The organism is Pseudoalteromonas sp. RW-H-Ap-1 (assembly GCF_048318575.1).
Classification (GTDB): domain Bacteria; phylum Pseudomonadota; class Gammaproteobacteria; order Enterobacterales; family Alteromonadaceae; genus Pseudoalteromonas.
Window position 1 is genome coordinate 907,618 of the sequence record NZ_CP166996.1, and the last position, 21,730, is coordinate 929,347.

Consider the following 21,730-nt stretch of genomic DNA (forward strand, 5'->3'; position numbering starts at 1 on the left):
AGTAAATAGTTAAGATAAATATTTTAAGCGCTTTGAAAAAGCGCTTTAGGTAGTAAAAAACATTTTTCGTCCAAATTTCTTTACAATAAACTATGCTGATAATCATAGTTAGCGTATTATTCACGCCAATTAGTTTTTTCCTTTCCTGAGGGTGTATGCGTTTAGATATTCACTGTGCAGACCGAGTTGGTATTGCTCAAGAGATTCTTAATATTTTAGTTAGCTACAATGTTGACTTAAAAGGAATTGAAGTCGACTCAGTTAATTGTCGTATGTATGTGAGCTTTCCTGAAATTGAATTTGAACAATTTCAAAAGATTATGCCTTCAATTCGATTGATTGATGGTGTACATGATGTACGTACCACCGCGTTTTTACCTTCTGAACGTGAGCACAATGAATTAAACACCTTATTAAGAGCACTTCCTGATGGTGTTATATCTATTGATGCTAAAGGCTGGGTACGCCTGTGTAACGACGCGGCGTGTAAAGACTTACAGCTAACAGAAAAAGAAGTCATTGGCGCCAATATCAATAATTTACTTAAAGGGTTTAATTTTACTCGTTGGTTAGAAGGCAAAGAAGTGCTTGGGCAAACTACCCGTGTAGAAGTGGCAGGTGAAGACTTTATTGCCGATATTTTACCTATTGCTGTACCACAAGGCAGTGAGGGGGATGTGTTAGCGGGCGCGGTAATTAATATAAAATCGCAAAGCCGTCTAGGCCAACAAGTGAGTGCATTTAGACGCTATGGCCAAGAAAGCTTTGCGACTATTCATAATTTTAGCACGGCGATGCGTCGTGTGGTGCGCGAAGCGCGAAAAATGGCGCAACTTGAAGCCCCCATTCTTATTACGGGTGAAACGGGTACGGGTAAAGAGTTATTAGCGCGAGCTTGTCACTATGCATCTAACCGCTCAGTAAAACCGTTTATTGCTTTATCGTGTGCCTCGTTACCAGATGATGTTGCCGAGTCAGAGCTTTTTGGTTACGCCGGATATGAAGAAAACGCAGCGCCTAAACGCGGTGTACTTGAACAAGCGGATGGTGGAACGGTATTTTTAGATGAAGTGGGCGAAATGTCGACTCAACTCCAAACTAAATTACTGCGCTTTTTACAAGACGGTACGTTTAGAAAAGTAGGCGACGAAAACGAAGTTAAAGTAAATGTACGCATCGTTGCTGCTACCCAAAAAGATTTACCAGCAATGGTACAAGAGGGCGTATTTAGAGAAGACTTATACTATCGCATTAATGTACTAACGCTAGAAATTGCACCACTGAGAGATCGTAAAGCCGATGTTGGCCCACTTGCTGAGCATTTTATTCAAAAGTATGCGCAGCAAAATGGCCATACTGTGCCTGAGTTATCTGAAGAGTGTTTAACATTTTTACAAGATTACCCATGGCCAGGTAATGTACGCCAATTAGAAAATGCGATTTACCGTGCGGTATCCTTGTTGGAAGACAGTGAACTGCGCGTTGAACATTTACAGTTACCCACGTTTACCCATGATTTAGGCTATTTAGAGTCTGATTTTGAGGGCTCGCTAGATCAAGCGGTTAAGCGTTTTGAAGCTACTTTATTGCGTAAACTTTATCCAGCTTATCCAAGTTCACGTCAGTTAGCTAAACGCTTAGGACTTAGCCATACAGCAGTAGCTAATAAACTACGTGATTACGGTATTAACCGTAAAACGGTTAAAGTTTAAAGATAGATATTAAAACAACCTTTTTTAGTGATTGACCCCTTGGTGCAAAAATACCCTAGGGGATCAATTGCTATGATACACTCACAAAAAACAAACTGGTAAGACCTCTACTGTGAACTTATATTTTAGACTGCTGCTACTATTTTTCAAAATTAAACGTAATCGTGATTATCAATCATTGTTAGACACGGTTGATATAGACTACAAAGCACTGCCAAGTGACTGTGATATTAATTTACACTTAACTAATTCACGCTATTTAGCAATGATGGACTTATCGCGCACATGGATGACTGAGCGAGTTGGCTTACTAAAGCAAATAATGAAGCGTCGTTGGTTTCCTATTGTTAATGCAACCGCCATTACTTATATCCGTGATATTAAGCCAATGCAGCACTTTACCATTAGCACCCGTTTAGTCGGCTGGGATCATAAATACTTTTATATTGAACAAAAATTTCATTCAGAGCGTGGCTTACATGCAATTGCCTATGTACGTGGCGTATTTAAAAGTAAAAAAGGGGTGGTAAGCGTTGAGCATATGCTGGAAGTTGCTGGTTTTGAAGGCGTAGCACCTATTTTACCGGCAGAAATAATTCATTGGAAAGAAATGCTTGAGCAAAAAAAGTAAATAACTTACCTCGTTAATTACATACAAAAAAAGGCCTTACGGCCTTTTTAACACACACATAATCGTTATTAGAACGAGTATTTAAGACCAAACATAGCTACAACAGGGTCAAGTGACACGGTTGAAGTTAATGCTTTTGCGCCATTAGCGTATACAGTCGCATCGGTATCGATATCCATGATAGATACCATAGCGTGTAGGCCCCATTTCTCATCAATCTTGTAGTTAGCACCTACTTGTGCAACAAAACCAAATGAATCATCTAGTTTTACTTCCACGTCGTCAGTATTTAAAGTTGCTTTAAGTGCTGCAGAAGGCTGCTCGTCAAAGAACGTCGTATAGTTAATACCTACACCAACAAATGGACGAAGTGCGTAGCTGCTATCTAAAAAGTGGTATTGTGCAACCAATGATGGTGGTAAATGTTTAATGTCGGCAATTTTATTACCAGCTAAACCGCCTGTACCTTCTACATCATGAGAAAACGGCGTTGCTGCAATAAGCTCTAACACCCATTGGTCGTTAAATGCGTAATCTACAGTAATACCTAACTGAGTATTTGAATCACCTTTTAAACCAAGAGTAGGTGCTTCGTTAATCTTTGAGCCATCGTTATCAGGGTTAACATTAATTGCGCCAACATTAACGCTAAAGTTAGCGTGTGCTGCAGGAGAAAGAGCTAGTAAAGAAGTAAGTATTGCAATGCTTAGTTTAGTTTTCATGTTGTTCTCCGTGAACTACTGTGTGACTATTTGTTGATTGAGGCTATTATTGCTCGAGGTTAAAAATAAAAACCTGTTCTAGATCAAAGTTTCAAAAGCAGATGAGCAAAGAGCTTCTATTTATTGATTTAGATTAAACTTTTAGTCAGTTCGTGCTTAAAAATTATTGACTGATCATTTAAATACCGACCGCAAACGAAGTATTCAGAATATAACCAGCTAGGTTTGTTAAACTAAGGCTATGTTCACGGTTTAATAAAAGTAAGCGGCCTCATGACTCCCTCTGGTCAACTATTTCTTCAAGGCTCTATTGCCAAAGCACTATTAAAATTAGGCATTCCTATTATCCTTATTAATATTTTGCAGTCTGCTTATCAGCTTACAGATGCTTTTTGGGTTGGCCGATTAGGGGCTGCGCAAGTGGCTGCTGTATCGATTAGTATGCCCGTCACATTTTTGGTTATTGCGATAGGTTCAGGGTTTGCTATGGCTGGGGCGATTTTATCGGCCCAATACATGGGGGCAGGCCAACAAGATAAGGTCAACCATGTTGCAGCGCAAACGGTGTTAATGGTGACATTAGTTGCATTATTACTTGGGTTATTAGGTTATGCATTATCACCTTATTTTTTAATCCTATTGGGGGTTGAAGCAGCCGTATATAGTGATGCGCTTAAGTTTATGCATGTATCTTTTATTAGCGTTATTTTTGTATTTATTTATGCCATGTTTCAATCGCTGATGCGGGGTATTGGGCAAACTAAGGTGCCGTTAATTATAGTCAGCACAACCGTAGTACTTAATTTTATACTCGATCCGTTATTTATATTTGGTTATGGCCGTTTTGAGGGGCTTGGTGTTATGGGCGCTGCGCTGGCTACTCTGGTTACACAAAGTTTGGCAGCGCTTGCGGGCATTATTATATTTTTACGTGGTCGCCATGGTATTCAATTACAACTAAAAAGCTTTTACCCCGACTGGCACTATATTAAGCGCGCTTTTTTCTTGGGAGCGCCTGGCTCTATTGAATTATCGACACGCGCATTTGGTTTGATCATCATGTCATTTTTAGTTGCCAGCTTTGGTACAACGACAATTGCTGCTTATGGTGTTGGCTCTAATATTTTGCAAATGGTAATGATCCCCACTATGGGCTTATCAATGGCGGTATCAACCTTAGTTGGGCAAAATATGGGGGCTGGTAATATCAAGCGGGCTGAGCAGATCACTAAACTTGCTAGTGTGTGGGGGTTGTTAGGGCTCTCATGTGTTGGCGCCATTGCATATTTATATGCAGATTCATTAGTTGCATTTTTTATTCCTGACGATAATAACGTTATTACTAAAGGCGCGCAGTTTATTCAAGTAATGTGCTTGAGTTGGGGTGGAATAGGGGGGCAGCTTTGTATTGTTGCTGCTTTTCGTGCCTCTGGTAATATGCTCAACGCAATGGTTATCGCGTTATTATCACAATGTGTAGTGCAGTTCCCTGCCGCTTATATTCTTTCAAATCATACTGAGCTTGGCGATGAAGGCATTTGGTATTCTTTTGCAATTACTAACATAACCATCGCATTGATAGCATTTGCATGGTTTATGCGTGGCTCTTGGAAAAAAACCAAGTTAACTAAAGAAGATAAGCACATGGTGCAGGTTACACGAGAAACATTAATAGAAGAGGGCGCACGTTAGCTAGTAAATTCATAATGCGGTCATAAAAAGTCGTTGTAATAAATACACTGCTAAAACGAGGTGTGTTTATTATGACAAAAGCTATCAATACAAAAGCACAAGCGCCGTACTTAACTATTGCACAGTTAAAAACAGTGAGTCACTTACAAACTCTGATCCGATTTAAATCGATTACTCCTAATCCAGCTGGTGGTATTGAGTGGCTTGCGAACCACCTTACTGAGTTAGGCTTTAGTACAGAGCAATTTAGTTCTAATAATGTGACAAACTTAATTGCAAAAATAACCTTTGGGGCTGGCCCCGTGGTGGCATTTTCTGGGCATATTGATGTGGTACCCGCAGCGCAAGATGGCTGGTTAGCCGATCCGTTTGGTGGACACATAATTAACGATGCGATTTATGGACGTGGTGCCGCCGATATGAAAGGAGGCATTGCCGCGATGCTTAGTGCAACGCAGACGTTAATAAACAGCGCGCAGCAAAAGCAGGGAACATTATATTGGCTGATCACTTCAGATGAAGAAGGTGAAGCGGAGCATGGCTCTGTGTTGATTGCCAAGCGATTAGCACAACAAGGCGTTGTGCTCGATGGCTGTATTGTTGGTGAGCCAACCAGCCACCTGCAGGTAGGTGACACTATAAAAAATGGTCGACGTGGAGCCTTATCTGCGCGATTAACTATTCAAGGAAAGGCTGGGCATGTAGCTTATCCTGAGAATACCATTAATGCTGCGCACATCAGTGCTGAAGTGGTTAACAGGCTCACACAAATAGACTGGCCTTTAGATGAACTGAGTTCAAAAACAACGCTGCAAGTCACCGGTATTAATATTGATAATGTATTAGATAACCTCGTACCAGCTCAGTGTGATATTACTTTTAATATTCGCTATAGCCATGGGTATAAAAGTAAACATGTTAAGCAACGTGTGTTTGCTGCACTGAAGGATCTCAGCGATCACTTGGTTATACAGTGGGAGCGTCCATGTGAACCTTATTATACAAGCCATAATATTGAGAGTTGCTTACTCGCTCAGTTAGAGCAGGCAATTTTTAAAGTGACGGGGAATTACCCTTTATTAAGCACCAGTGGTGGGACGTCGGACGGACGATTTTTTGCACAGCAAAAAACACAAGTCATAGAGTGTGGGGTACGAAACCATAGCATTCATCAGGTTAATGAGCATGTACCAATTTGCGACTTGTTAGAAATAGAAAAAATTTATACGCAATTACTCGATGGTATTTTTACTCAGCCTTAAAGTATTAATAACTATTAAAACGCCGCTAAATGTCGCTTTAATAGTTATTTTATTAAGGGGTAATGCTTTAACTTGCTGATTTATCAGTGCCCAAGTAGCGTTTTGCTTTGCTTGGTTTTACTTTTTCAAGGTCAACCAATACTAGGCCATCAATACAATTATTGAATTGTGGATCAATACTAAAGCTTAAAAATTTAACGCCATTTGGTTCGCATAGCTCGGTATATTGTTTAAATAGTGTGGGTACATGCGTGCCCATATTAGCGAGTATGTGTTTAAGCTCTACAAAATCTTCTTTTATATTGTTACCCATGAACAAGTTAGTGCACTGAGTTTGTTGATCAGGCGTGTGACGAAAAGCATTGTTAGGCGTTGCGAGTGATTTTTCACAGCCATAATAGTGCTGATAATAATGCACTAATAAAGACTTTGCCTGCTCAGGCAGCGCGTTTGATACACTCACCGCACCAAATAAGTAACGGTATTGAGGGTAGCGATTTATAAAAGCGCCAATGCCATACCATAAGTAATCGAGACTTTTTCTGCCCCAATACTTAGGTTGTACAAAGCTTCGGCCTAGCTCTATGCCTTGTTTAAAGTAAGGGCTCATATCTTGGGTATAATTAAATAAGCTATCGGTATAAAGCCCACTTTGGGAGTGTTGTTCAATTACATCCTGTGCACAGGCTAATCGGTAAGCACCCACTAGCTCTAGTGCGTGTTCATCCCACAATACTAAGTGCTGATAGTGCATATCGTATTTATCTATGTCTCGGCGGTTGCCACTGCCTTCACCTACAGCACGAAAAGCGATTTCTCGTAAGCGGCCCAGTTCACGAAATAGGGGAGAGCTTCCTTGGTATTGGTACAAATAAATCACCATGCCATCACTGGTTTTACCTAAATGTTCGCAGCATTCTATGGCTTTTTTTAATTCTTTTTTACATTCAGGTGAAGCTATTGGAGCATAAGTTTTTAATGGTAGCGTTTTTTTTGTGGTTAAACGGTATAGTTGCTTACGGATTAGCTCAACCACTTCTTTGTCTTTTAAGTCTGGGATTAAATAAGACTCAGGGGCAATGGAAGCGCCAATTTCAAACTCGAGAGATTTTTGACGCTGCTTAAACATTTCTTTTACCAGTAATAAGCTAGCCAGTGGTTTATAAAGCATAGATGCACCGTAAAACAGCGGGCTATTTCTGGCTTTAATATAGATAGGCAAAATAGGACTGTTAGCCTTTTTAGCAATGCGTAAAAAGCCGCTGTTCCATTTGCAGTCTTTTATACCCGTAGGACGAAGTCGAGAAACTTCACCTGCAGGGAAAATAAGTAACGCTCCTTCATTTTTTAAGTGCTGGTGGATATTACTCAACTCTTGTTTTTTACTTTGCCCTGATAGGTTATCAACGGGCAGCAATAATGAATGCATGGCCTCAACGGTCATTAACATACGGTTAGCCACTACTTTTAAATCGGCACGCACTGTTGATAACACATTAATTAATGCAAGCGCATCTAAGGATCCGATAGGGTGGTTTGCAATAATGACAATTTTCCCTTCACTGGGAATATTTTCTATTTGCTTCGCTTTGTAGCGAGTTTCAAAGTCAAGCTCATCAAGCACTTGCTCTACAAATTCTATTCCTTGAAGGTGAGGATAGGCAGTTGCAAAGTTTGTAAATTCTTGTTCATGTAATAAGTAGCTAAGACTTTTCTTTACCATTTTTTTTATTTTAAATGAGTTAGTTAACTGTGGTAAATTGGTTGCTATTACTTTATCTACACTGATCATACGCACCTCTTTTTTTATACTAGGCTAAGGCCAATATGTTTAGCTTAAAGTGCGGATATGACAATACGCGGTCAGTTGTGTGACTTTTTAAAACCGTTTACTTACTATTGAATTGAACCATACCAGTACTACTATTTAGGGTTACTTTTTAAGGAATCATCATGTCAGTTTTAGTCGCGATTACCGGTCGAGATAACACAAAATTAATTGCAAAAATGCAATCACAATTACCCAATATTCACATTGAGCAGCTTGATGATTGCCAAGATTTTGCAAGTGTAGAATTTGTACTGGCTTGGAATGCGCCCGCGTCTTTATGGCCAAAGTTATTAAATTTGAAAGCGGTGTCATCGTTTGGTGCTGGGGTTGATAGTATCGATTTAAGTTTACTACCTGCACATGTTGAAGTGGTGCGGATTGTCGATAAACAGTTAGCTAACGACATGGCTGAATATGTTCTTACCCATGTATTAGCGCAAAAATTGCGATTAAAAGAATATTTTTTAAAACAACAGCAAAGTGAATGGAAACCCAAAAGAGCGTATAAGCACAATCAAGTGAGTATTTTAGGGTTTGGCGAATTAGGCCAAGCATGCGCCCAAAGATTGGTTAACAATGGTTTTAAAGTCAATGCTTGGAACAGAAGCCCTAAAACATCAATATTAGCAACACTTTATCATGGGGATGAGGGCTTAACCGAGATGTTAGCGCACACAGATTATTTAATCTGCCTATTGCCTCTTACTAGCAATACCAAAGGTATCATTAATCAACAATTACTTAAGCAGCTTCCTGGGCATGCCGTGGTTATTAATGTGGCCCGAGGTGAGCATGTTGTTGAAGCCGATTTACTCGATGCGCTGAATAATGCGCATTTACGCGCAGCAACGCTTGATGTATTTGCCTGTGAACCACTATCAAGCGAACACCCTTATTGGCAGCACCCAAATATTACTTTAACGCCGCACTGTGCTGCGTTGTCAGATCTAGATAGTGTTATTGAGCAAATAGCAGAAAATATTTTGCGTTTGAAAGCGAGACAACCATTAATAAATTGTATTAATAAGCAGCAAGGTTATTAATTTAGCGTTTTTGGCTTTTAAGGATTAAAATTTGTTTAATATTTAACACAAACAGCTTGTTAACATTTGTAATTTTTACTATTGTTAAAAGCTGTTCTAACAAAAATAATAAATAGGATGAATTATGAAACCCAATCAAGGGGGCGCAAAAATTAGCATTGTGGTTGTATCTATCATTATTTTAGGAATATCTGCGTGGTTTAATCAAGCTAATGCGGCAGCGTTGATGCTTAACTAACCCTTATTAGCACAGCAAGATTTAACTGCGCTTGCTGTGAATTTCTCTGTTTTGATGCTTTTTATCATCACTCTTCTTTAGTAAGACATATGTTGCCCCACTTCCTCCATGCTGCCTGAGTGCAGTGTGAAATGCTAAAACACAAGGAATTGTTTGCAGCCACTGATTTACGTAACTTTTTAAAATACCCGGTTTGGCTTTATTTTTAATACCTATTCCATGACGAACAAGAACCATCCTTATATTGCGCTGGTGGCAATCTTTAATAAAGGCAAGCAACGAAGCATGGGCATTTTTTAAAAGTTGCCCGTGTAAATCTAATGTCGCATCGAGCTGATATTTAGCTAATCTTACGTTTTTAAAAACCGGACTTTGCACGCCATCTCGTTTAAAGCTTAATATGGCGAGTGGGTCGAGCAATTCAAGTGGTTCATCTAACGGATTAAATTGTTCACTGCTTAAATTTAATTGTGCCGCTTTGTTTTTTTCTTGCTGAGCGATAACTGTTTTATGGCTTTTAGGTGGCAATGTCACTGTATCGTGACTGATAGGTTTAACATCTTCCATAGAGGATAAGAATAAATCGAAATCTGACAACGTCATGGGCTTATCTCAAAATAGGCAAGGGTCTGTTGACCTTTGCGGATTAAAATTTGTTCAAACTAGGGGCGGTTTAATCGCGGCGCGAGGTTTGTAACCTAGTGGGCTAAGTAAAAACCGAGCAACAAAGAGTAAATCGCCCCTAGGTAGAACCCAAAGGGCAGCGCCTGTTTGGCATTGATGCTGCGTTATCACCTATTTATGGGGAATAACCACACCACATAGGCTCTGCCTTGCCTAAATACCAAACAGACTGCTGCAAATTTAACCTTGAAAGGTCAACAGACCCTAATACGAGATAAATTTTAACTTAGTTCAAACTAAGACCCAAGATTTTTAAAGCTGTGGAATAAAAAAGCCCAGAAAAACTGGGCTATAAAATATTCTAAGGGGAAGTAATTAGTGCTGAGATACAGTAAATTGTCCAAATGTATAAACTTTAAACAAATAAAATGTGTTAATCAAAACTAAACTCATATTTGAAATAATACTCGACGACATAAGATCTAAGCTAAATGATAGGAATAACAAACCACAGGCACTAATCGCTGCAACGCGAAGCAGTGTCAGTTGGTTAATAAAGAATGCACCTAAACCTAGTGCAAGTAGTAATGTATTTAAAAGCCAATCTAGCTCGTTTAGCATGGTCGTTTCAATAGTTCAGTTGTTGAAAAAAGGAGCGCCATTATGTTGATCTTTTGCACAGCTTTCAACCAAGTAATTTTAAATTTTCAGATTAGTTTTTTTAATGTTAAAAGTAAGTGAGCAATACTGAAAATATTCCCTCTTCAGCAATAATTCGGTATTTTTGGCAGCTCTGTGGTTGTTGTAAATCAATACACAGGTAAAGTGTTCTATGCTCCTTATCCAGCCGAGGGTGTAGGGTGGAGTCCTGTAGTTTTGGTTCGCTTGAAAACAACCCTGGCCAATACACGCTTTGGCTAACCATAGACGATTTTTTATAAGTAAGTAAGCTTGGCTTTGGCACTAAAACAAGTATAAGTAATAATATCGTGAAAATAAAAAGCATGGTCAACTTGATGCCACACTTTGCGCTACTTGAGTGTGGTTTTAATTGTGAGCCAGTGTTTGCAAGCTTATTACTGGATCTTTGTTTAACAGTAGCGGCTTTATTTTTTTTGCGGCGACTTTTTTTTGTGGTTTTCGACATAAAGCAAATCTGGCCTTTTTAGCTTAGCCCTCTATAATAAAGTAAATATTTGTATTTTAAGCAAATCACCAACTTCGCAGACATGGCTTTAGCCTATAAGGATTATATATGAATACGCAGCTATCTATTTTAATAGTTGACGATGTTAGCACTGTGCGTAGCTTTCTAAGTCAAACATTAATGCATTTAGGGATAGAGAATGTAAAAGAAGCGTCAACGGCCGCGCAGTGTATTAGCGAGTGTCGCGCAGCCAATTTTAATATTATATTTTTAGACATAGAACTACCTGATGGCGATGGTAAAGAACTTATTGCGCAAATTAATGAGTTATCACCAGAGACAAACGTGGTGATGGTGTCGGCTCATTCAGGCGTTGAAAATGTGAAGGATGCGATAGATAGGGGGGCAAAAGGGTTTGTGGTTAAACCATTTTCACCGAAGAAAATTGCGGCGATGTTGAAAAAGTTTTATCCAGAGCTTGATAACGTTTAAGAAGCGTATTTATTTTGGGCAAAAAAAACCGGCAAAAGCCGGTTTTTTTAATCTTGCAAAAACAAATTATAGCGCTTTAATTTTAGCAGCTAAACGGCTCTTATGACGAGCAGCTTTGTTTTTGTGGATTAGACCCTTAGTTGCGTAACGGTCTAGGATAGGTGTAGCAACAGAAAAAGCTTGCTGTGCAGCTTCTTTATCGCCAGCTTCAATAGCTACGATTACTTTTTTGAAGTAAGTACGCATCATTGAACGACGGCTTGCGTTGTGCTGACGGTTTTTTTCGCTTGTGATAGCGCGTTTTTTTGCAGACTTGATGTTAGCCAAGGTTTGCTCCTAACAATCTTAAATAAAGCTTAAATTAAAGGCCGTGGAATATGCCTGTTTTTATCATGAATGTCAATTTAATTTTAACAATTCAAGAAAAACTGCTCCTTATAACGAACATCAATTTGCCGCTTTAGCAGTTAATAGCGCTATTGTAACAAAGCAAGGGGTTCCAGCCTAGTGCTTTAAAGCGATTTATAAAAAAGACTATGGCATAATTAACTTAATTGCTGGTTTTTAATATGGATTTATAGTGTCAAAAGGTTTGTTTCGTTCTGGGATGATTGTAAGTGCAATGACAATGATCTCGCGTATTTTAGGGCTAGTACGAGATGCCGTCGTGGCTAATCTGTTGGGCGCAGGCGCTGCGGCCGATGTATTTTTATTTGCTAACCGTATTCCTAATTTTTTACGCCGTTTATTTGCCGAAGGAGCTTTTGCGCAAGCATTTGTACCGGTATTAAGTGAAATTAAACAGCAGCAAGGCGATGAGAAGGTCAGAGTATTTGTTGCCCAAGCCGCCGGTACCTTAGGCACTATTTTACTGATAGTGACGCTTTTTGGTGTAATAGCATCACCTGTTATTGCTGCTTTATTCGGTACTGGTTGGTTTATTGATTGGTGGCAAGGGGGACCTGATTCAGAAAAGTTTGAGCTTGCCAGTTCGCTATTAAAACTTACGTTTCCTTATTTGTTTTTTGTAAGCCTTGTGGCGCTCAGTGGCGCTGTGATGAACGTTTATAATCGTTTTGCCGTTGCGGCTTTTACCCCGGTGTTACTCAATGTATCCATCATTAGTTGTGCCATTTTATTACACGACCAATTTTCTGTAGGCGCTTATGCACTAGCCGTTGGCGTGTTTTTAGGAGGCGTGGTACAGCTATTATTTCAACTGCCGTTTTTGTATAAAGCAAAAATGCTAGCGCGCCCGCGCTGGGGTTGGCAAGATGAAAATGTGAAAAAAGTACGCAAGTTAATGCTTCCAGCCTTATTTGGTGTATCAATTAGTCAAATTAATTTGCTACTCGATACAGTAATAGCCTCGTTATTGATGACAGGCTCTATCGCTTGGCTGTATTACTCAGATAGACTGATTGAATTCCCACTTGGTTTATTTGGCATCGGTATTGCGACGGTTATTTTACCTGCGCTATCAAAATTACACAGCAGTAAAAAAAGTAGCGACTTTCAACATACCCTAGATTGGGGAGTGAGGTTTGTGATTTTTTTAGGGCTTCCAGCAATGATAGGATTGATGATTATCAGCCCGCTTATTATTACTGTGCTGTTTGATCATGGCGCTTTCAAAGAAGCGGGTATTGACCATGTTAAGGCGGTAAGCTTAGGGGTGGTTGCCTACTCTGTGGGATTAGTCAGTTTTATGTTAATTAAAGTTCTCGCGCCTGGGTTTTATTCTCGCCAAGATACTAAAACACCGGTACGCATTGGTATTATTACTTTGGTACTAAATATGGTGTTTAATATCATGCTGGCACCATTTATTGGCTATTTAGGTTTGGCACTGGCAACCTCAATGTCGGCAAGTTGTAATGCTTACTTACTGTATCGACAGCTTAAAAAAGAGAATGTTTATCAGTTTTCCAGTATGAGTGGCTACTTCACTTTGAAGTGTTTGTTGGCAAGTATAATAATGGGCGCATTGGTTTGGTTTACCAGTATGCAATATGACTGGGTTAGTTGGCACTTTAGCGAACAAGTTATGTTGTTGGTTGTGTTATTAATTATTGCGATTGTTAGTTACTTTTTTATGTTGTTTTTGATGGGTGTTAGACTAAATACGATAAAAAGTGTAGCAATTACTGAATCAAATTAAAAAAAGATTATAATCGGACATTCTGCGGCCTGAGGTCGCATTTTATCGCTCGCTGAAAAAGGCATTAGGTGGCATGGAGTTAATTAGAGGTATACACAATATACGCCCACAACACTTTGGTTGTGTGCTGACCATTGGTAATTTTGATGGTGTTCATTTGGGTCATGCTGCCGTATTAAAAGGGCTTTTAGCTGATGCAAAAGAAAATAATTTACCCAGCACCGTAATGCTATTTGAGCCTCAGCCACAGGAGTTTTTTGCAAAAAATAACGCTCCAGCTAGGTTGACTCGACTGCGTGATAAACTTCGTTTATTGAGTAACTTAGGAATTGAGCGCGTTATTTGTATTAGCTTTAATCAGGCTTTTGCAAACATGCATGCTGAGCAGTTTGTTAGCGATATTTTAATTAAAAAGCTGGGCGTTAAAGCATTAACGGTTGGTGATGATTTTAGGTTTGGTAAACAGCGCCAAGGTAACTTTAGTCTATTGGCAACTATGGGCACCCAAGTGGGAATGAGTGTTAAAAGCACTGCCAGCTTTAGGCAATTAAATGCTAGAGTAAGTAGTACCTTGATACGAGAAGCGCTTGCTGAAGGTGACTTAGTTAGTGCAAAAGTTATGCTTGGGCATAATTATGCAATATCTGGACGTGTTATTCATGGCTGGAAAAAAGGCCGCGAACTGGGTTTTAGAACGGCAAATATTGCACTAAAACGTCAAGTTTGTCCGGTCAATGGTGTATTTGCGGTTCAAGTGATGATCGCAGGAAAACAAGTTTTTGGGGTGGCTAACATTGGAAACAAACCCACGTTTAATGGAACTCGTGCCTTATTAGAAGTTCACCTTTTTGATTTTGCACAAGATATTTATGGACAATTTATGCATGTGGAGTTAATTGAAAAACTCCGCAATGAGAAAAAATTCGAGACATTAACACAACTGACGGCACAAATAGCAACCGATGTTGCCGCCGCTAAGCAGTGTTTTGGTTTAAATTAGGTAGCCGATAGAAACGGAAAGTAGGATTAATGAGCGACTACAAACATACTTTGAATTTACCGGAAACAATGTTTCCAATGCGTGGCAATTTGGCACAACGTGAACCAAAAATGCTTAAAGCATGGTATGAAGACGACCTATACGGTCAAATTCGCAGCGCGAAGAAAGGTAAAAAAACTTTCATTTTGCATGACGGCCCTCCGTATGCAAACGGCGATATCCATTTAGGCCACTCAGTAAATAAAATATTAAAAGATATTATTGTTAAGTCTAAAACTTTATCAGACTTTGATGCGCCATACGTACCAGGTTGGGACTGTCATGGTTTACCAATCGAGTTAATGGTTGAGAAAAAAGTTGGTAAACCCGGTGTTAAGGTAACTGCGGCAGAGTTTCGTGAGAAATGTCGTGCCTATGCTAAAAAGCAAGTGGAAGGCCAAAAAGTAGACTTTAAACGTTTAGGCGTTTTTGGTGATTGGGATAAACCTTACCTAACAATGAACTTCGACTTTGAAGCTAATGCCATCCGTGTACTAGGCCGCATTATAAAAAATGGTCACCTTCATAAAGGCGCTAAGCCTGTGCATTGGTGTACAGATTGTGGTTCAGCATTAGCTGAGGCAGAAGTTGAATATCAAGACAAACAATCTCCAGCCATTGATGTACGTTTTACTTTTACAGATCAAGATGCGGTAATTAATGCGTTTGATTTGGCGGCTGGCCATACAGGAACTGGTAGCGTAGGAACCGTTATTTGGACTACGACACCATGGACTTTGCCTGCAAATCGTGCGGTAGCTGTGCATGCTGATTTAGAATACGCGCTAGTACAAGTAGAAGATGAAGGCGTTCAGCAACGCCTTATTATAGGCTCTGAGCTGGTTAAAGATGCGATGGATCGTTTTGGTTTCAACCATTTCCATATTCTTGGCTATGTTAAAGGCGCAGCACTTGAAAACTTAACCGTAGCACACCCTTTTTATGACTTTAATGTTCCTGTTATTGTTGCTGAGCACGTAACAACAGATTCTGGTACGGGTATCGTGCATACTGCACCAGGTCATGGTCAAGAAGATTTCGTGGCGGGTCTTGAGTACAACCTTGAAGTAGCTAACCCTGTTGGCGCAAATGGTGTGTACTTACCTGATACTGAATTATTTGCCGGTCAACATGTGTTTAAAGCCAATGCGAGTGTAATTGAGGTATTAAAAGAAAATAATGCCCTAATGCATCACCATGCATTAACGCACAGTTACCCACATTGTTGGCGCCATAAAACGCCTATTATCTTCCGTGCCACACCACAATGGTTTGTTAGCATGGATCAGGCTAACTTGCGTCAAGATTCACTGGCTGAAATTAAAAATACTCAGTGGTTACCTGAATGGGGTGAAAGCCGTATTGCCAACATGGTTGAAGGCCGCCCTGATTGGTGTATTTCACGTCAACGTACCTGGGGTGTTCCTATTGCATTGTTTGTTGATAAAGACACGGGTGCATTACACCCAAATACTCAAGAGCTGATTGAACAAGCAGCAGCGCTTGTTGAAAAGTCAGGTATTCAAGCATGGTATGACCTAGATCCAGCTACTTTACTAGGCGAAGAAGACGCACAGCAATACATGAAAGTTCAAGACACACTGGACGTGTGGTTTGACTCAGGTGTAACGCATGCTTGTGTTGTTGATGCGCGTGATGATTTAACCGGTCCTGCTGATTTATACCTAGAAGGTTCAGATCAACACCGTGGTTGGTTTATGTCATCAATGATGACCTCTGTGGCAATTAATGGTCATGCACCTTACAAGCAAGTGCTTACGCATGGCTTTACGGTTGATGAAAACGGCCGCAAAATGTCTAAGTCATTAGGCAATGTTATTTCACCACAAAATGTGATGAATAAACTAGGTGCTGATATTTTACGTTTATGGGTAGCATCAACTGATTACACGGCAGAAATGACGGTATCAGATGAAATATTCAAACGTTCAGCAGATCGCTACCGTCGTATTCGTAACACTAGCCGTTACTTACTTGCTAACCTTAGCGGTTTTGATCCAAAAACAGATCAAGTTGCTGTGGATGATATGGTTGAGCTTGATAAGTGGATTGTAGGGCGTGCTGCACAGTTACAAGATGATATTTTAGCGGCGTACGATAGTTACCAAATGCTATTAGTGACGCAAAAGTTAATGAACTTCTGTACCGGTGAGCTTGGTTCGTTCTACTTAGACGTTATAAAAGATCGTCAGTACACGGCAAAAAGCGACAGTCATGCACGTCGTTCTTGTCAAACCGCGCTGTACCACATTGCTGAAGCGATGACGCGTTGGATGGCACCAATCATGAGCTTTACAGCACAAGAAATTTGGGAAGCACTTCCAGGTGAGCGCAGTGACTATGTATTTACTTCAACTTGGTATGAGGGCTTACAGGCACCAACTACGACCAAGTTTAGTAATGAAGATTGGCAAGCTATTTTAAATGTGCGTGACGAAGTGAACCGTCTTCTAGAAGCTGCACGTAAAGAAGAAGTGATTGGCGCTACGTTGCAAGCAACGGTTAACCTGTTTGCAAGTAAAGAACTTGCTGCAAAACTGGCTGCACTAGGTGATGAACTTCGCTTTGTGTTACTCACTTCAGCTGTAAATGTTACTGAGGTAGATAGCCAGCCTGCAGATTCACAAGCAACCGAAATTGAAGGTTTATACATTAGCGTATCAGCAACAGATGCTAAAAAGTGTGAGCGCTGTTGGCATTACAGTGAAGATGTAGGCGTTGAGCCTGCGCACCCTGAAATCTGTGGTCGTTGTGTAAGTAACGTTGACGGTGAAGGTGAAAAGCGTCAATTCGCTTAGGAGTTGTTTTTAGTGAGCAAACTAACCCAAAAAAGTGGTTTAGTGTGGCTTTGGTTGAGTCTATTACTATTAGTAATAGACTTTGCCAGTAAAACACTGGTTGTAAACACCATGGCCTATGGTGAGTCAATTAATCTATTGCCTGTTTTTAGTATCACTTATGTACATAACTACGGTGCAGCTTACAGCTTTTTAAGCGAAGCGGGTGGCTGGCAACGTTGGTTTTTAAGTGTAATAGCAATCGCAATTAGTTGTTTGTTGGTATGGTGGTTAAAGCGCCTTCCTGCGTCTAATAAAGTATTGTGTGGTGCATACTCGTTAGTGTTAGCGGGTGCTATTGGTAACTTATACGACCGTGTTGCTTATGGTTACGTTATTGACTTTTTACATGTGTTTTACGAAGACTCACATTTCCCCGTATTTAATATTGCAGATTGTGCTATTTGTATAGGCGCTGCGTTATTACTATTTGACGCCTTTACAGGCGAAGAACCAAAGGAGCATAAAGCATGAGCCAAGCTGTAATTGGTGAAAACTCAGACGTTATTTTTCATTTTTCTATTAAACTAGAAGATGGCTCTGCCGCTGACTCAACAAAAGTGCATAACAAACCTGCCAAGCTCACTATGGGTGATGGAAGTTTAACCGCTAACTTTGAAAAATGTTTGCTTGGCCTAACTGCGGGTGAAAGCAAAACATTTGAACTTGAGCCTGAAGATGCCTTTGGTCAACCAAATCCAGATAATATTTATTATGTAGATCGTAGTAAGTTTGGTGCAGAAACACCGGCTAAAGTAGGTGCGATTATTGCGTTCACTCAACCTGATGGTACTGAGCTTCCGGGTTTGGTTCGTGAAGTGCAAGGTGAGTCAGTTACTATCGATTTTAATCACCCATTAGCGGGTCAGCGTTTAACGTTTGAGGTTGATATTATTGAGGTGCAAGGCTAATGGAAATATTATTAGCTAATCCACGAGGCTTTTGCGCTGGTGTTGACCGCGCAATTAGTATTGTTGAGCGCGCATTAGATATTTTTGAAAAACCAATCTATGTGCGTCACGAAGTGGTGCATAACCGTTATGTGGTTGATGGTTTAAAAAATCGCGGCGCTGTATTTGTTGAAGAACTTGATCAGGTTCCTGACGATAGTATTGTTATTTTCAGTGCTCATGGTGTATCTCAAGCTGTTCGTGCAGAAGCTAAGCGTAGAGAGTTAAAAGTATTCGATGCAACCTGCCCATTAGTGACTAAAGTGCATATGGAAGTAACCCGTGCTAGTAGAAAAGGCATTGAATGCATTTTAATTGGTCACCATGGACACCCGGAAGTTGAGGGGACCATGGGGCAATACGATAACCAGCAAGGTGGTATTTATCTTGTTGAAACAGTCGATGATGTATTAAAGCTTGATGTAAAAAATGCGGATAATCTTTTTTACTGCAGCCAAACAACTCTATCAGTAGATGACACTGCCGATGTGATTGATGCTTTACGTAGTAAATTTCCTACAATTGATGGTCCACGTAAAGATGATATTTGCTATGCAACACAAAACCGCCAAGATGCGGTTCGTGATTTAGCTGATAAAGTGAATGTGTTATTAGTTGTGGGTGCTAAAAATAGTTCTAACTCTAATCGTTTACGGGAACTTGCTGATAAAATGGGTACGCAAGCCTACTTAATAGATGATGCTAGTAATGTTGAAGCATCATGGTTTGATGGTATTAACACTGTGGGTGTGACTGCCGGTGCCTCAGCTCCTGAAGTATTAGTTCAGCAAGTCATTACACGCTTAAAAGAGCTTGGTGGCAAACAAGTAACAGAAAACCCTGGTGAAGAAGAAAACATTGTTTTTGCTGTGCCAGTAGAGCTGCGTTAGTCTATTAATAGATAAAAGGAGGGTCGAATGAGTAAGCAACTGACACCAGATGCACTACTTTTTTCGGCCCTTTTTAATGAGCGTGGTGTACTTGCATCCCTCATAGTAACCCAAGTCGTGGCTATTATTTTAGCTTTTGCTCCTAATGCTGGCGGTGACATATGGCTGCATTTGGGAGAGATTAGTTTATTTCTCCATGTAACCGTATTAGTAAGCACCTCTTTTATATATATTTGTCGCCGATTTCTTGCAAAACAGCCTCAGTTTATTCAGCTTAGTTTTTTTATTGCTGTATATAGTTTGAGCACTGCTTTATTTAGTCTGGCTTTTTCTCATATTGCTTTTGATATAGAAAACGAAAAACAACTTACGTTTTTTGTGTTACGTAATTGCATTATTGTATTTTTGCTTACCTTACTTTTTGTACAATTTTTGCTTATTCATTTTGAAAAAGAACAGCAAGCCAAAGCACTCTCTCGTGCAGAGCTTGATGCCTTGCAGGCGCGGATCAGACCCCATTTTTTATATAATAGTTTGAATACGGCAGCAGAATTAACGCATCATGACGTTGAGGCTGCAGAGCATGCTATTTTAGCATTAGCGGCGCTTTCGCAGGCTGCAATGCGGTCAGGGCAAAGTGTATTGCTCAGTGATGAAATAGTATTAACTAAACAATATATTGCTCTTGAATCATGGCGTTTTGCTGAGCGCTTACAGGTTGAGTGGTCATTACCAGAAAATCTCCCTGCGCTCTATATTCCATACCTTACATTACAACCTTTGGTAGAGAACGCAGTATGCCATGGTGTAGAGCCCAGCCAAAGTGGTGCTACCATTAGTATTGAGCTGCATGTTACAACACATTATTTAACCTTGATTGTGACTAACCCTGTACCTATTGAAGCCGCTAATACAAGAGAGCATAACGGTATGGCAATTGATAATATCCGTTCTCGTTTAAGTATTTATTATAAAGATCAGGCGCAACTGACAATAACTAACAAAGAAAATGAATTTAGAGTTAAAGTGGTTATCCCAAAACAAACAGAGCGCATGTTATGAATGCACTGATTGTAGATGATGAGCCTTTAGCCAGAGCACGCTTAAAGCGTTTACTTAGTCAGAGCCATACATCTATTCAAGTGCAAGGTGAGGCCGGTAATGGCAATGACGCTTTAATAAAAATAAAAAAACTTCAGCCTGATTTAGTGTTTTTAGATGTTGATATGCCAGGCTTAAATGGCATCGAAGTGGCCAATCAACTCAATAGCTTTGCGGTTCCGCCGGCAATTATTTTTATAACTGCTCACCCTGAGCATGCACTTGATGCACTGCAACTAAATGCAGCAGGGTATTTGGTAAAACCTATATCAGTAAAAAGTTTGCAACATGCATTACAACAGCTAGGACGTCTAAACAGAGTACATCTGCAACAGCAACAAACAGAAAAAGTAACGTATCAACTGGCTGGCACTATCAGAAGTGTTGAAATAGAGAGTATTTTTTATTTTAACGCAGAGGAAAAGTATACCAAGGTTGTGTTTGATCAAGGGGAAGCTTTAATTGAGGACAGTTTAAAGCATCTTGAAATGCAATACCCGCATCATTTATTAAGAATTCATCGACATACTTTGGTGAATAAAAACAAAATTATTGCCCTACATACGCTTCAAAACCATCAACATGTTATTGAACTTGATGGCTGTACTGCTTTGTTAGCTGTCAGTCGTCGAGCACTCAAAAGCGTAAAAAGTGAACTTTAATACGCCTACCTATTAACCGCTTATCAACATAATTAACCGTTAGTCATGGTTCTAGTTGAATCTAATCTGTAATTGCATACACTTATTATCAAGTAATTATTATTTGGTTTTACTATGTATTTGAGTACGTTTAAATTGCAAAAAGGTTTTACGCTTATTGAAGTCCTAATTGCGTTTATTATTCTCAGCTTTGGTTTATTAGGCGCTGTAGCCCTGCAAGCAAAAGCAAAGCAAGCAAGCTTTGATTCAATGCAACGTGCTGCTGCTGTTGCGCTTGGTAATGATATTATTCAACGTATTCGAGCTAATGATACTTCGCAACTCGCGACCCTTTACGATGTAGAGTTTACCAGTGAAACCACGAAGAAATCGTCTAAAACATGTTTTACAAGCTCATGTAGCAACGCGCAAATAGCTAGTTTAGATATCGAGCAATGGAAACGTGCTATTCGAGCCCGAGAGAATACCGGATCACTCGATGGTGCAACTGTGTGTATTAACCCTGAAGTGGTGGCGGGTTCTGGAGGGAAAGCATATAACCTTGAGGTTATTGTTTCTTGGCAGGGCCGCCAAGAATTTAAAGCAAGCGAGGCGACAGGTAAAATTAGTTGTGGCGTCGCAGATAAAAAGCGTCGCTTAGTCGTGCTTAATAGCTACGTATACGTTAGGAGCTAA

21 protein-coding genes are annotated in these 21,730 nt (G+C 39.9%); 15 read left to right on the plus strand and 6 right to left on the minus strand.

Going from position 1 to position 21,730, the window contains the following annotated elements:
• Positions 1-155 precede the first annotated feature (155 nt).
• The gene (gene tyrR, locus AB8618_RS04255) at positions 156-1,712 is read left to right on the plus strand and encodes a transcriptional regulator TyrR (RefSeq protein ID WP_008109548.1); all 1,557 of its coding nucleotides are present in this window, start codon (positions 156-158) and stop codon (positions 1,710-1,712) included.
• Positions 1,713-1,824: 112 nt separating this feature from the next.
• Complete coding sequence (locus AB8618_RS04260; RefSeq protein ID WP_409424956.1) at positions 1,825-2,343, plus strand: thioesterase family protein; 519 nt, start codon at positions 1,825-1,827, stop codon at positions 2,341-2,343.
• 68 nt (positions 2,344-2,411) lie between these two features.
• Here the strand turns inward: AB8618_RS04260 and AB8618_RS04265 are convergent, their stop codons facing one another.
• Positions 2,412-3,065, minus strand: a complete 654-nt coding sequence (locus tag AB8618_RS04265; protein ID WP_010391257.1) for an OmpW/AlkL family protein — start codon at positions 3,063-3,065, stop codon at positions 2,412-2,414.
• Between the two features lie 273 nt (positions 3,066-3,338).
• Between AB8618_RS04265 and AB8618_RS04270 the strand changes: the two genes are divergently transcribed.
• Together AB8618_RS04270 and dapE are read left to right on the plus strand one after the other, a co-directional pair.
• On the plus strand, positions 3,339-4,757 hold the full coding sequence (locus tag AB8618_RS04270; RefSeq protein ID WP_409424958.1) for an MATE family efflux transporter: 1,419 nt from the start codon (positions 3,339-3,341) through the stop codon (positions 4,755-4,757).
• 71 nt (positions 4,758-4,828) lie between these two features.
• Positions 4,829-6,019: a succinyl-diaminopimelate desuccinylase gene (gene dapE / locus AB8618_RS04275; RefSeq protein WP_409424959.1), complete on the plus strand. Its 1,191-nt coding sequence runs from the start codon at positions 4,829-4,831 to the stop codon at positions 6,017-6,019.
• A 67-nt stretch (positions 6,020-6,086) separates the two neighbouring features.
• Here the strand turns inward: dapE and AB8618_RS04280 are convergent, their stop codons facing one another.
• Positions 6,087-7,811 (minus strand): GNAT family N-acyltransferase, encoded by a 1,725-nt coding sequence (locus tag AB8618_RS04280; RefSeq protein ID WP_413401447.1) that lies wholly within the window; start codon positions 7,809-7,811, stop codon positions 6,087-6,089.
• A 161-nt stretch (positions 7,812-7,972) separates the two neighbouring features.
• Here AB8618_RS04280 and AB8618_RS04285 point away from each other — a divergent pair, with 161 nt between their 5' ends.
• A complete protein-coding gene (locus AB8618_RS04285) occupies positions 7,973-8,893 on the plus strand; it encodes a 2-hydroxyacid dehydrogenase (RefSeq protein ID WP_409424961.1) in 921 nt (306 codons plus the stop codon).
• 259 nt (positions 8,894-9,152) lie between these two features.
• Here AB8618_RS04285 and smrA read toward each other — a convergent pair whose 3' ends face one another.
• The 3 genes from smrA to AB8618_RS04300 all read right to left on the minus strand — a co-directional run bounded on the left by smrA (position 9,153) and on the right by AB8618_RS04300 (position 10,902).
• The gene (gene smrA / locus AB8618_RS04290; protein WP_413401448.1) at positions 9,153-9,734 is read right to left on the minus strand and encodes a DNA endonuclease SmrA; all 582 of its coding nucleotides are present in this window, start codon (positions 9,732-9,734) and stop codon (positions 9,153-9,155) included.
• Positions 9,735-10,130: 396 nt separating this feature from the next.
• Positions 10,131-10,376, minus strand: coding sequence for a hypothetical protein (locus AB8618_RS04295; protein WP_008114416.1), 246 nt, complete (start codon positions 10,374-10,376; stop codon positions 10,131-10,133).
• Positions 10,377-10,482: 106 nt separating this feature from the next.
• The gene (locus AB8618_RS04300; RefSeq protein WP_409424964.1) at positions 10,483-10,902 is read right to left on the minus strand and encodes a hypothetical protein; all 420 of its coding nucleotides are present in this window, start codon (positions 10,900-10,902) and stop codon (positions 10,483-10,485) included.
• Positions 10,903-11,010: 108 nt separating this feature from the next.
• Between AB8618_RS04300 and AB8618_RS04305 the strand changes: the two genes are divergently transcribed.
• Positions 11,011-11,394 (plus strand): response regulator, encoded by a 384-nt coding sequence (locus tag AB8618_RS04305; RefSeq protein ID WP_008114419.1) that lies wholly within the window; start codon positions 11,011-11,013, stop codon positions 11,392-11,394.
• 66 nt (positions 11,395-11,460) lie between these two features.
• On the opposite strand, the gene rpsT is transcribed toward AB8618_RS04305, so the two are convergent.
• Positions 11,461-11,721, minus strand: a complete 261-nt coding sequence (gene rpsT, locus AB8618_RS04310; RefSeq protein ID WP_008114420.1) for a 30S ribosomal protein S20 — start codon at positions 11,719-11,721, stop codon at positions 11,461-11,463.
• Between the two features lie 295 nt (positions 11,722-12,016).
• Here rpsT and murJ point away from each other — a divergent pair, with 295 nt between their 5' ends.
• The 9 genes from murJ to pilV all read left to right on the plus strand — a co-directional run bounded on the left by murJ (position 12,017) and on the right by pilV (position 21,730).
• Positions 12,017-13,555, plus strand: a complete 1,539-nt coding sequence (gene murJ / locus AB8618_RS04315; RefSeq protein WP_413402823.1) for a murein biosynthesis integral membrane protein MurJ — start codon at positions 12,017-12,019, stop codon at positions 13,553-13,555.
• Positions 13,556-13,628: 73 nt separating this feature from the next.
• Entirely contained in the window at positions 13,629-14,555 is a 927-nt protein-coding gene (ribF, locus tag AB8618_RS04320) for a bifunctional riboflavin kinase/FAD synthetase (protein ID WP_075170608.1), read from the plus strand.
• Between the two features lie 29 nt (positions 14,556-14,584).
• Entirely contained in the window at positions 14,585-17,413 is a 2,829-nt protein-coding gene (gene ileS, locus AB8618_RS04325) for an isoleucine--tRNA ligase (protein ID WP_413401450.1), read from the plus strand.
• 12 nt (positions 17,414-17,425) lie between these two features.
• The gene (lspA, locus tag AB8618_RS04330) at positions 17,426-17,926 is read left to right on the plus strand and encodes a signal peptidase II (protein WP_413401452.1); all 501 of its coding nucleotides are present in this window, start codon (positions 17,426-17,428) and stop codon (positions 17,924-17,926) included.
• Positions 17,923-18,363 (plus strand): FKBP-type peptidyl-prolyl cis-trans isomerase, encoded by a 441-nt coding sequence (gene fkpB, locus AB8618_RS04335; protein ID WP_010391275.1) that lies wholly within the window; start codon positions 17,923-17,925, stop codon positions 18,361-18,363. Before lspA ends, fkpB begins: the two co-directional genes overlap by 4 nt.
• On the plus strand, positions 18,363-19,292 hold the full coding sequence (gene ispH / locus AB8618_RS04340; protein WP_413401454.1) for a 4-hydroxy-3-methylbut-2-enyl diphosphate reductase: 930 nt from the start codon (positions 18,363-18,365) through the stop codon (positions 19,290-19,292). The genes fkpB and ispH overlap by 1 nt, the downstream gene beginning before the upstream one ends.
• Before the next feature lie 27 nt (positions 19,293-19,319).
• Positions 19,320-20,354 (plus strand): sensor histidine kinase, encoded by a 1,035-nt coding sequence (locus AB8618_RS04345; RefSeq protein ID WP_409424971.1) that lies wholly within the window; start codon positions 19,320-19,322, stop codon positions 20,352-20,354.
• Complete coding sequence (locus AB8618_RS04350) at positions 20,351-21,055, plus strand: LytR/AlgR family response regulator transcription factor (RefSeq protein WP_409424972.1); 705 nt, start codon at positions 20,351-20,353, stop codon at positions 21,053-21,055. Before AB8618_RS04345 ends, AB8618_RS04350 begins: the two co-directional genes overlap by 4 nt.
• Positions 21,056-21,169: 114 nt before the next feature.
• Positions 21,170-21,730 carry a type IV pilus modification protein PilV gene (pilV, locus tag AB8618_RS04355; RefSeq protein ID WP_198522260.1) on the plus strand — a complete coding sequence of 187 codons (561 nt, stop codon included), beginning with the start codon at positions 21,170-21,172 and terminating at the stop codon, positions 21,728-21,730.

Coding starts and splice junctions, on each gene's coding strand:
- AB8618_RS04285 (WP_409424961.1), top strand. CDS start 7,973: ATGTCAGTTTTAGTCGCGATTACCGGTCGAGATAACACAAAATTAATT.
- fkpB (WP_010391275.1), top strand. CDS start 17,923: ATGAGCCAAGCTGTAATTGGTGAAAACTCAGACGTTATTTTTCATTTT.
- AB8618_RS04345 (WP_409424971.1), top strand. CDS start 19,320: ATGAGTAAGCAACTGACACCAGATGCACTACTTTTTTCGGCCCTTTTT.
- tyrR (WP_008109548.1), top strand. CDS start 156: ATGCGTTTAGATATTCACTGTGCAGACCGAGTTGGTATTGCTCAAGAG.
- smrA (WP_413401448.1), bottom strand. CDS start 9,734: ATGACGTTGTCAGATTTCGATTTATTCTTATCCTCTATGGAAGATGTT.
- AB8618_RS04280 (WP_413401447.1), bottom strand. CDS start 7,811: ATGATCAGTGTAGATAAAGTAATAGCAACCAATTTACCACAGTTAACT.
- ispH (WP_413401454.1), top strand. CDS start 18,363: ATGGAAATATTATTAGCTAATCCACGAGGCTTTTGCGCTGGTGTTGAC.
- ileS (WP_413401450.1), top strand. CDS start 14,585: ATGAGCGACTACAAACATACTTTGAATTTACCGGAAACAATGTTTCCA.
- pilV (WP_198522260.1), top strand. CDS start 21,170: ATGTATTTGAGTACGTTTAAATTGCAAAAAGGTTTTACGCTTATTGAA.
- AB8618_RS04305 (WP_008114419.1), top strand. CDS start 11,011: ATGAATACGCAGCTATCTATTTTAATAGTTGACGATGTTAGCACTGTG.
- AB8618_RS04265 (WP_010391257.1), bottom strand. CDS start 3,065: ATGAAAACTAAACTAAGCATTGCAATACTTACTTCTTTACTAGCTCTT.
- AB8618_RS04270 (WP_409424958.1), top strand. CDS start 3,339: ATGACTCCCTCTGGTCAACTATTTCTTCAAGGCTCTATTGCCAAAGCA.
- ribF (WP_075170608.1), top strand. CDS start 13,629: ATGGAGTTAATTAGAGGTATACACAATATACGCCCACAACACTTTGGT.
- murJ (WP_413402823.1), top strand. CDS start 12,017: ATGACAATGATCTCGCGTATTTTAGGGCTAGTACGAGATGCCGTCGTG.
- AB8618_RS04300 (WP_409424964.1), bottom strand. CDS start 10,902: ATGTCGAAAACCACAAAAAAAAGTCGCCGCAAAAAAAATAAAGCCGCT.
- AB8618_RS04295 (WP_008114416.1), bottom strand. CDS start 10,376: ATGCTAAACGAGCTAGATTGGCTTTTAAATACATTACTACTTGCACTA.
- AB8618_RS04350 (WP_409424972.1), top strand. CDS start 20,351: ATGAATGCACTGATTGTAGATGATGAGCCTTTAGCCAGAGCACGCTTA.
- dapE (WP_409424959.1), top strand. CDS start 4,829: ATGACAAAAGCTATCAATACAAAAGCACAAGCGCCGTACTTAACTATT.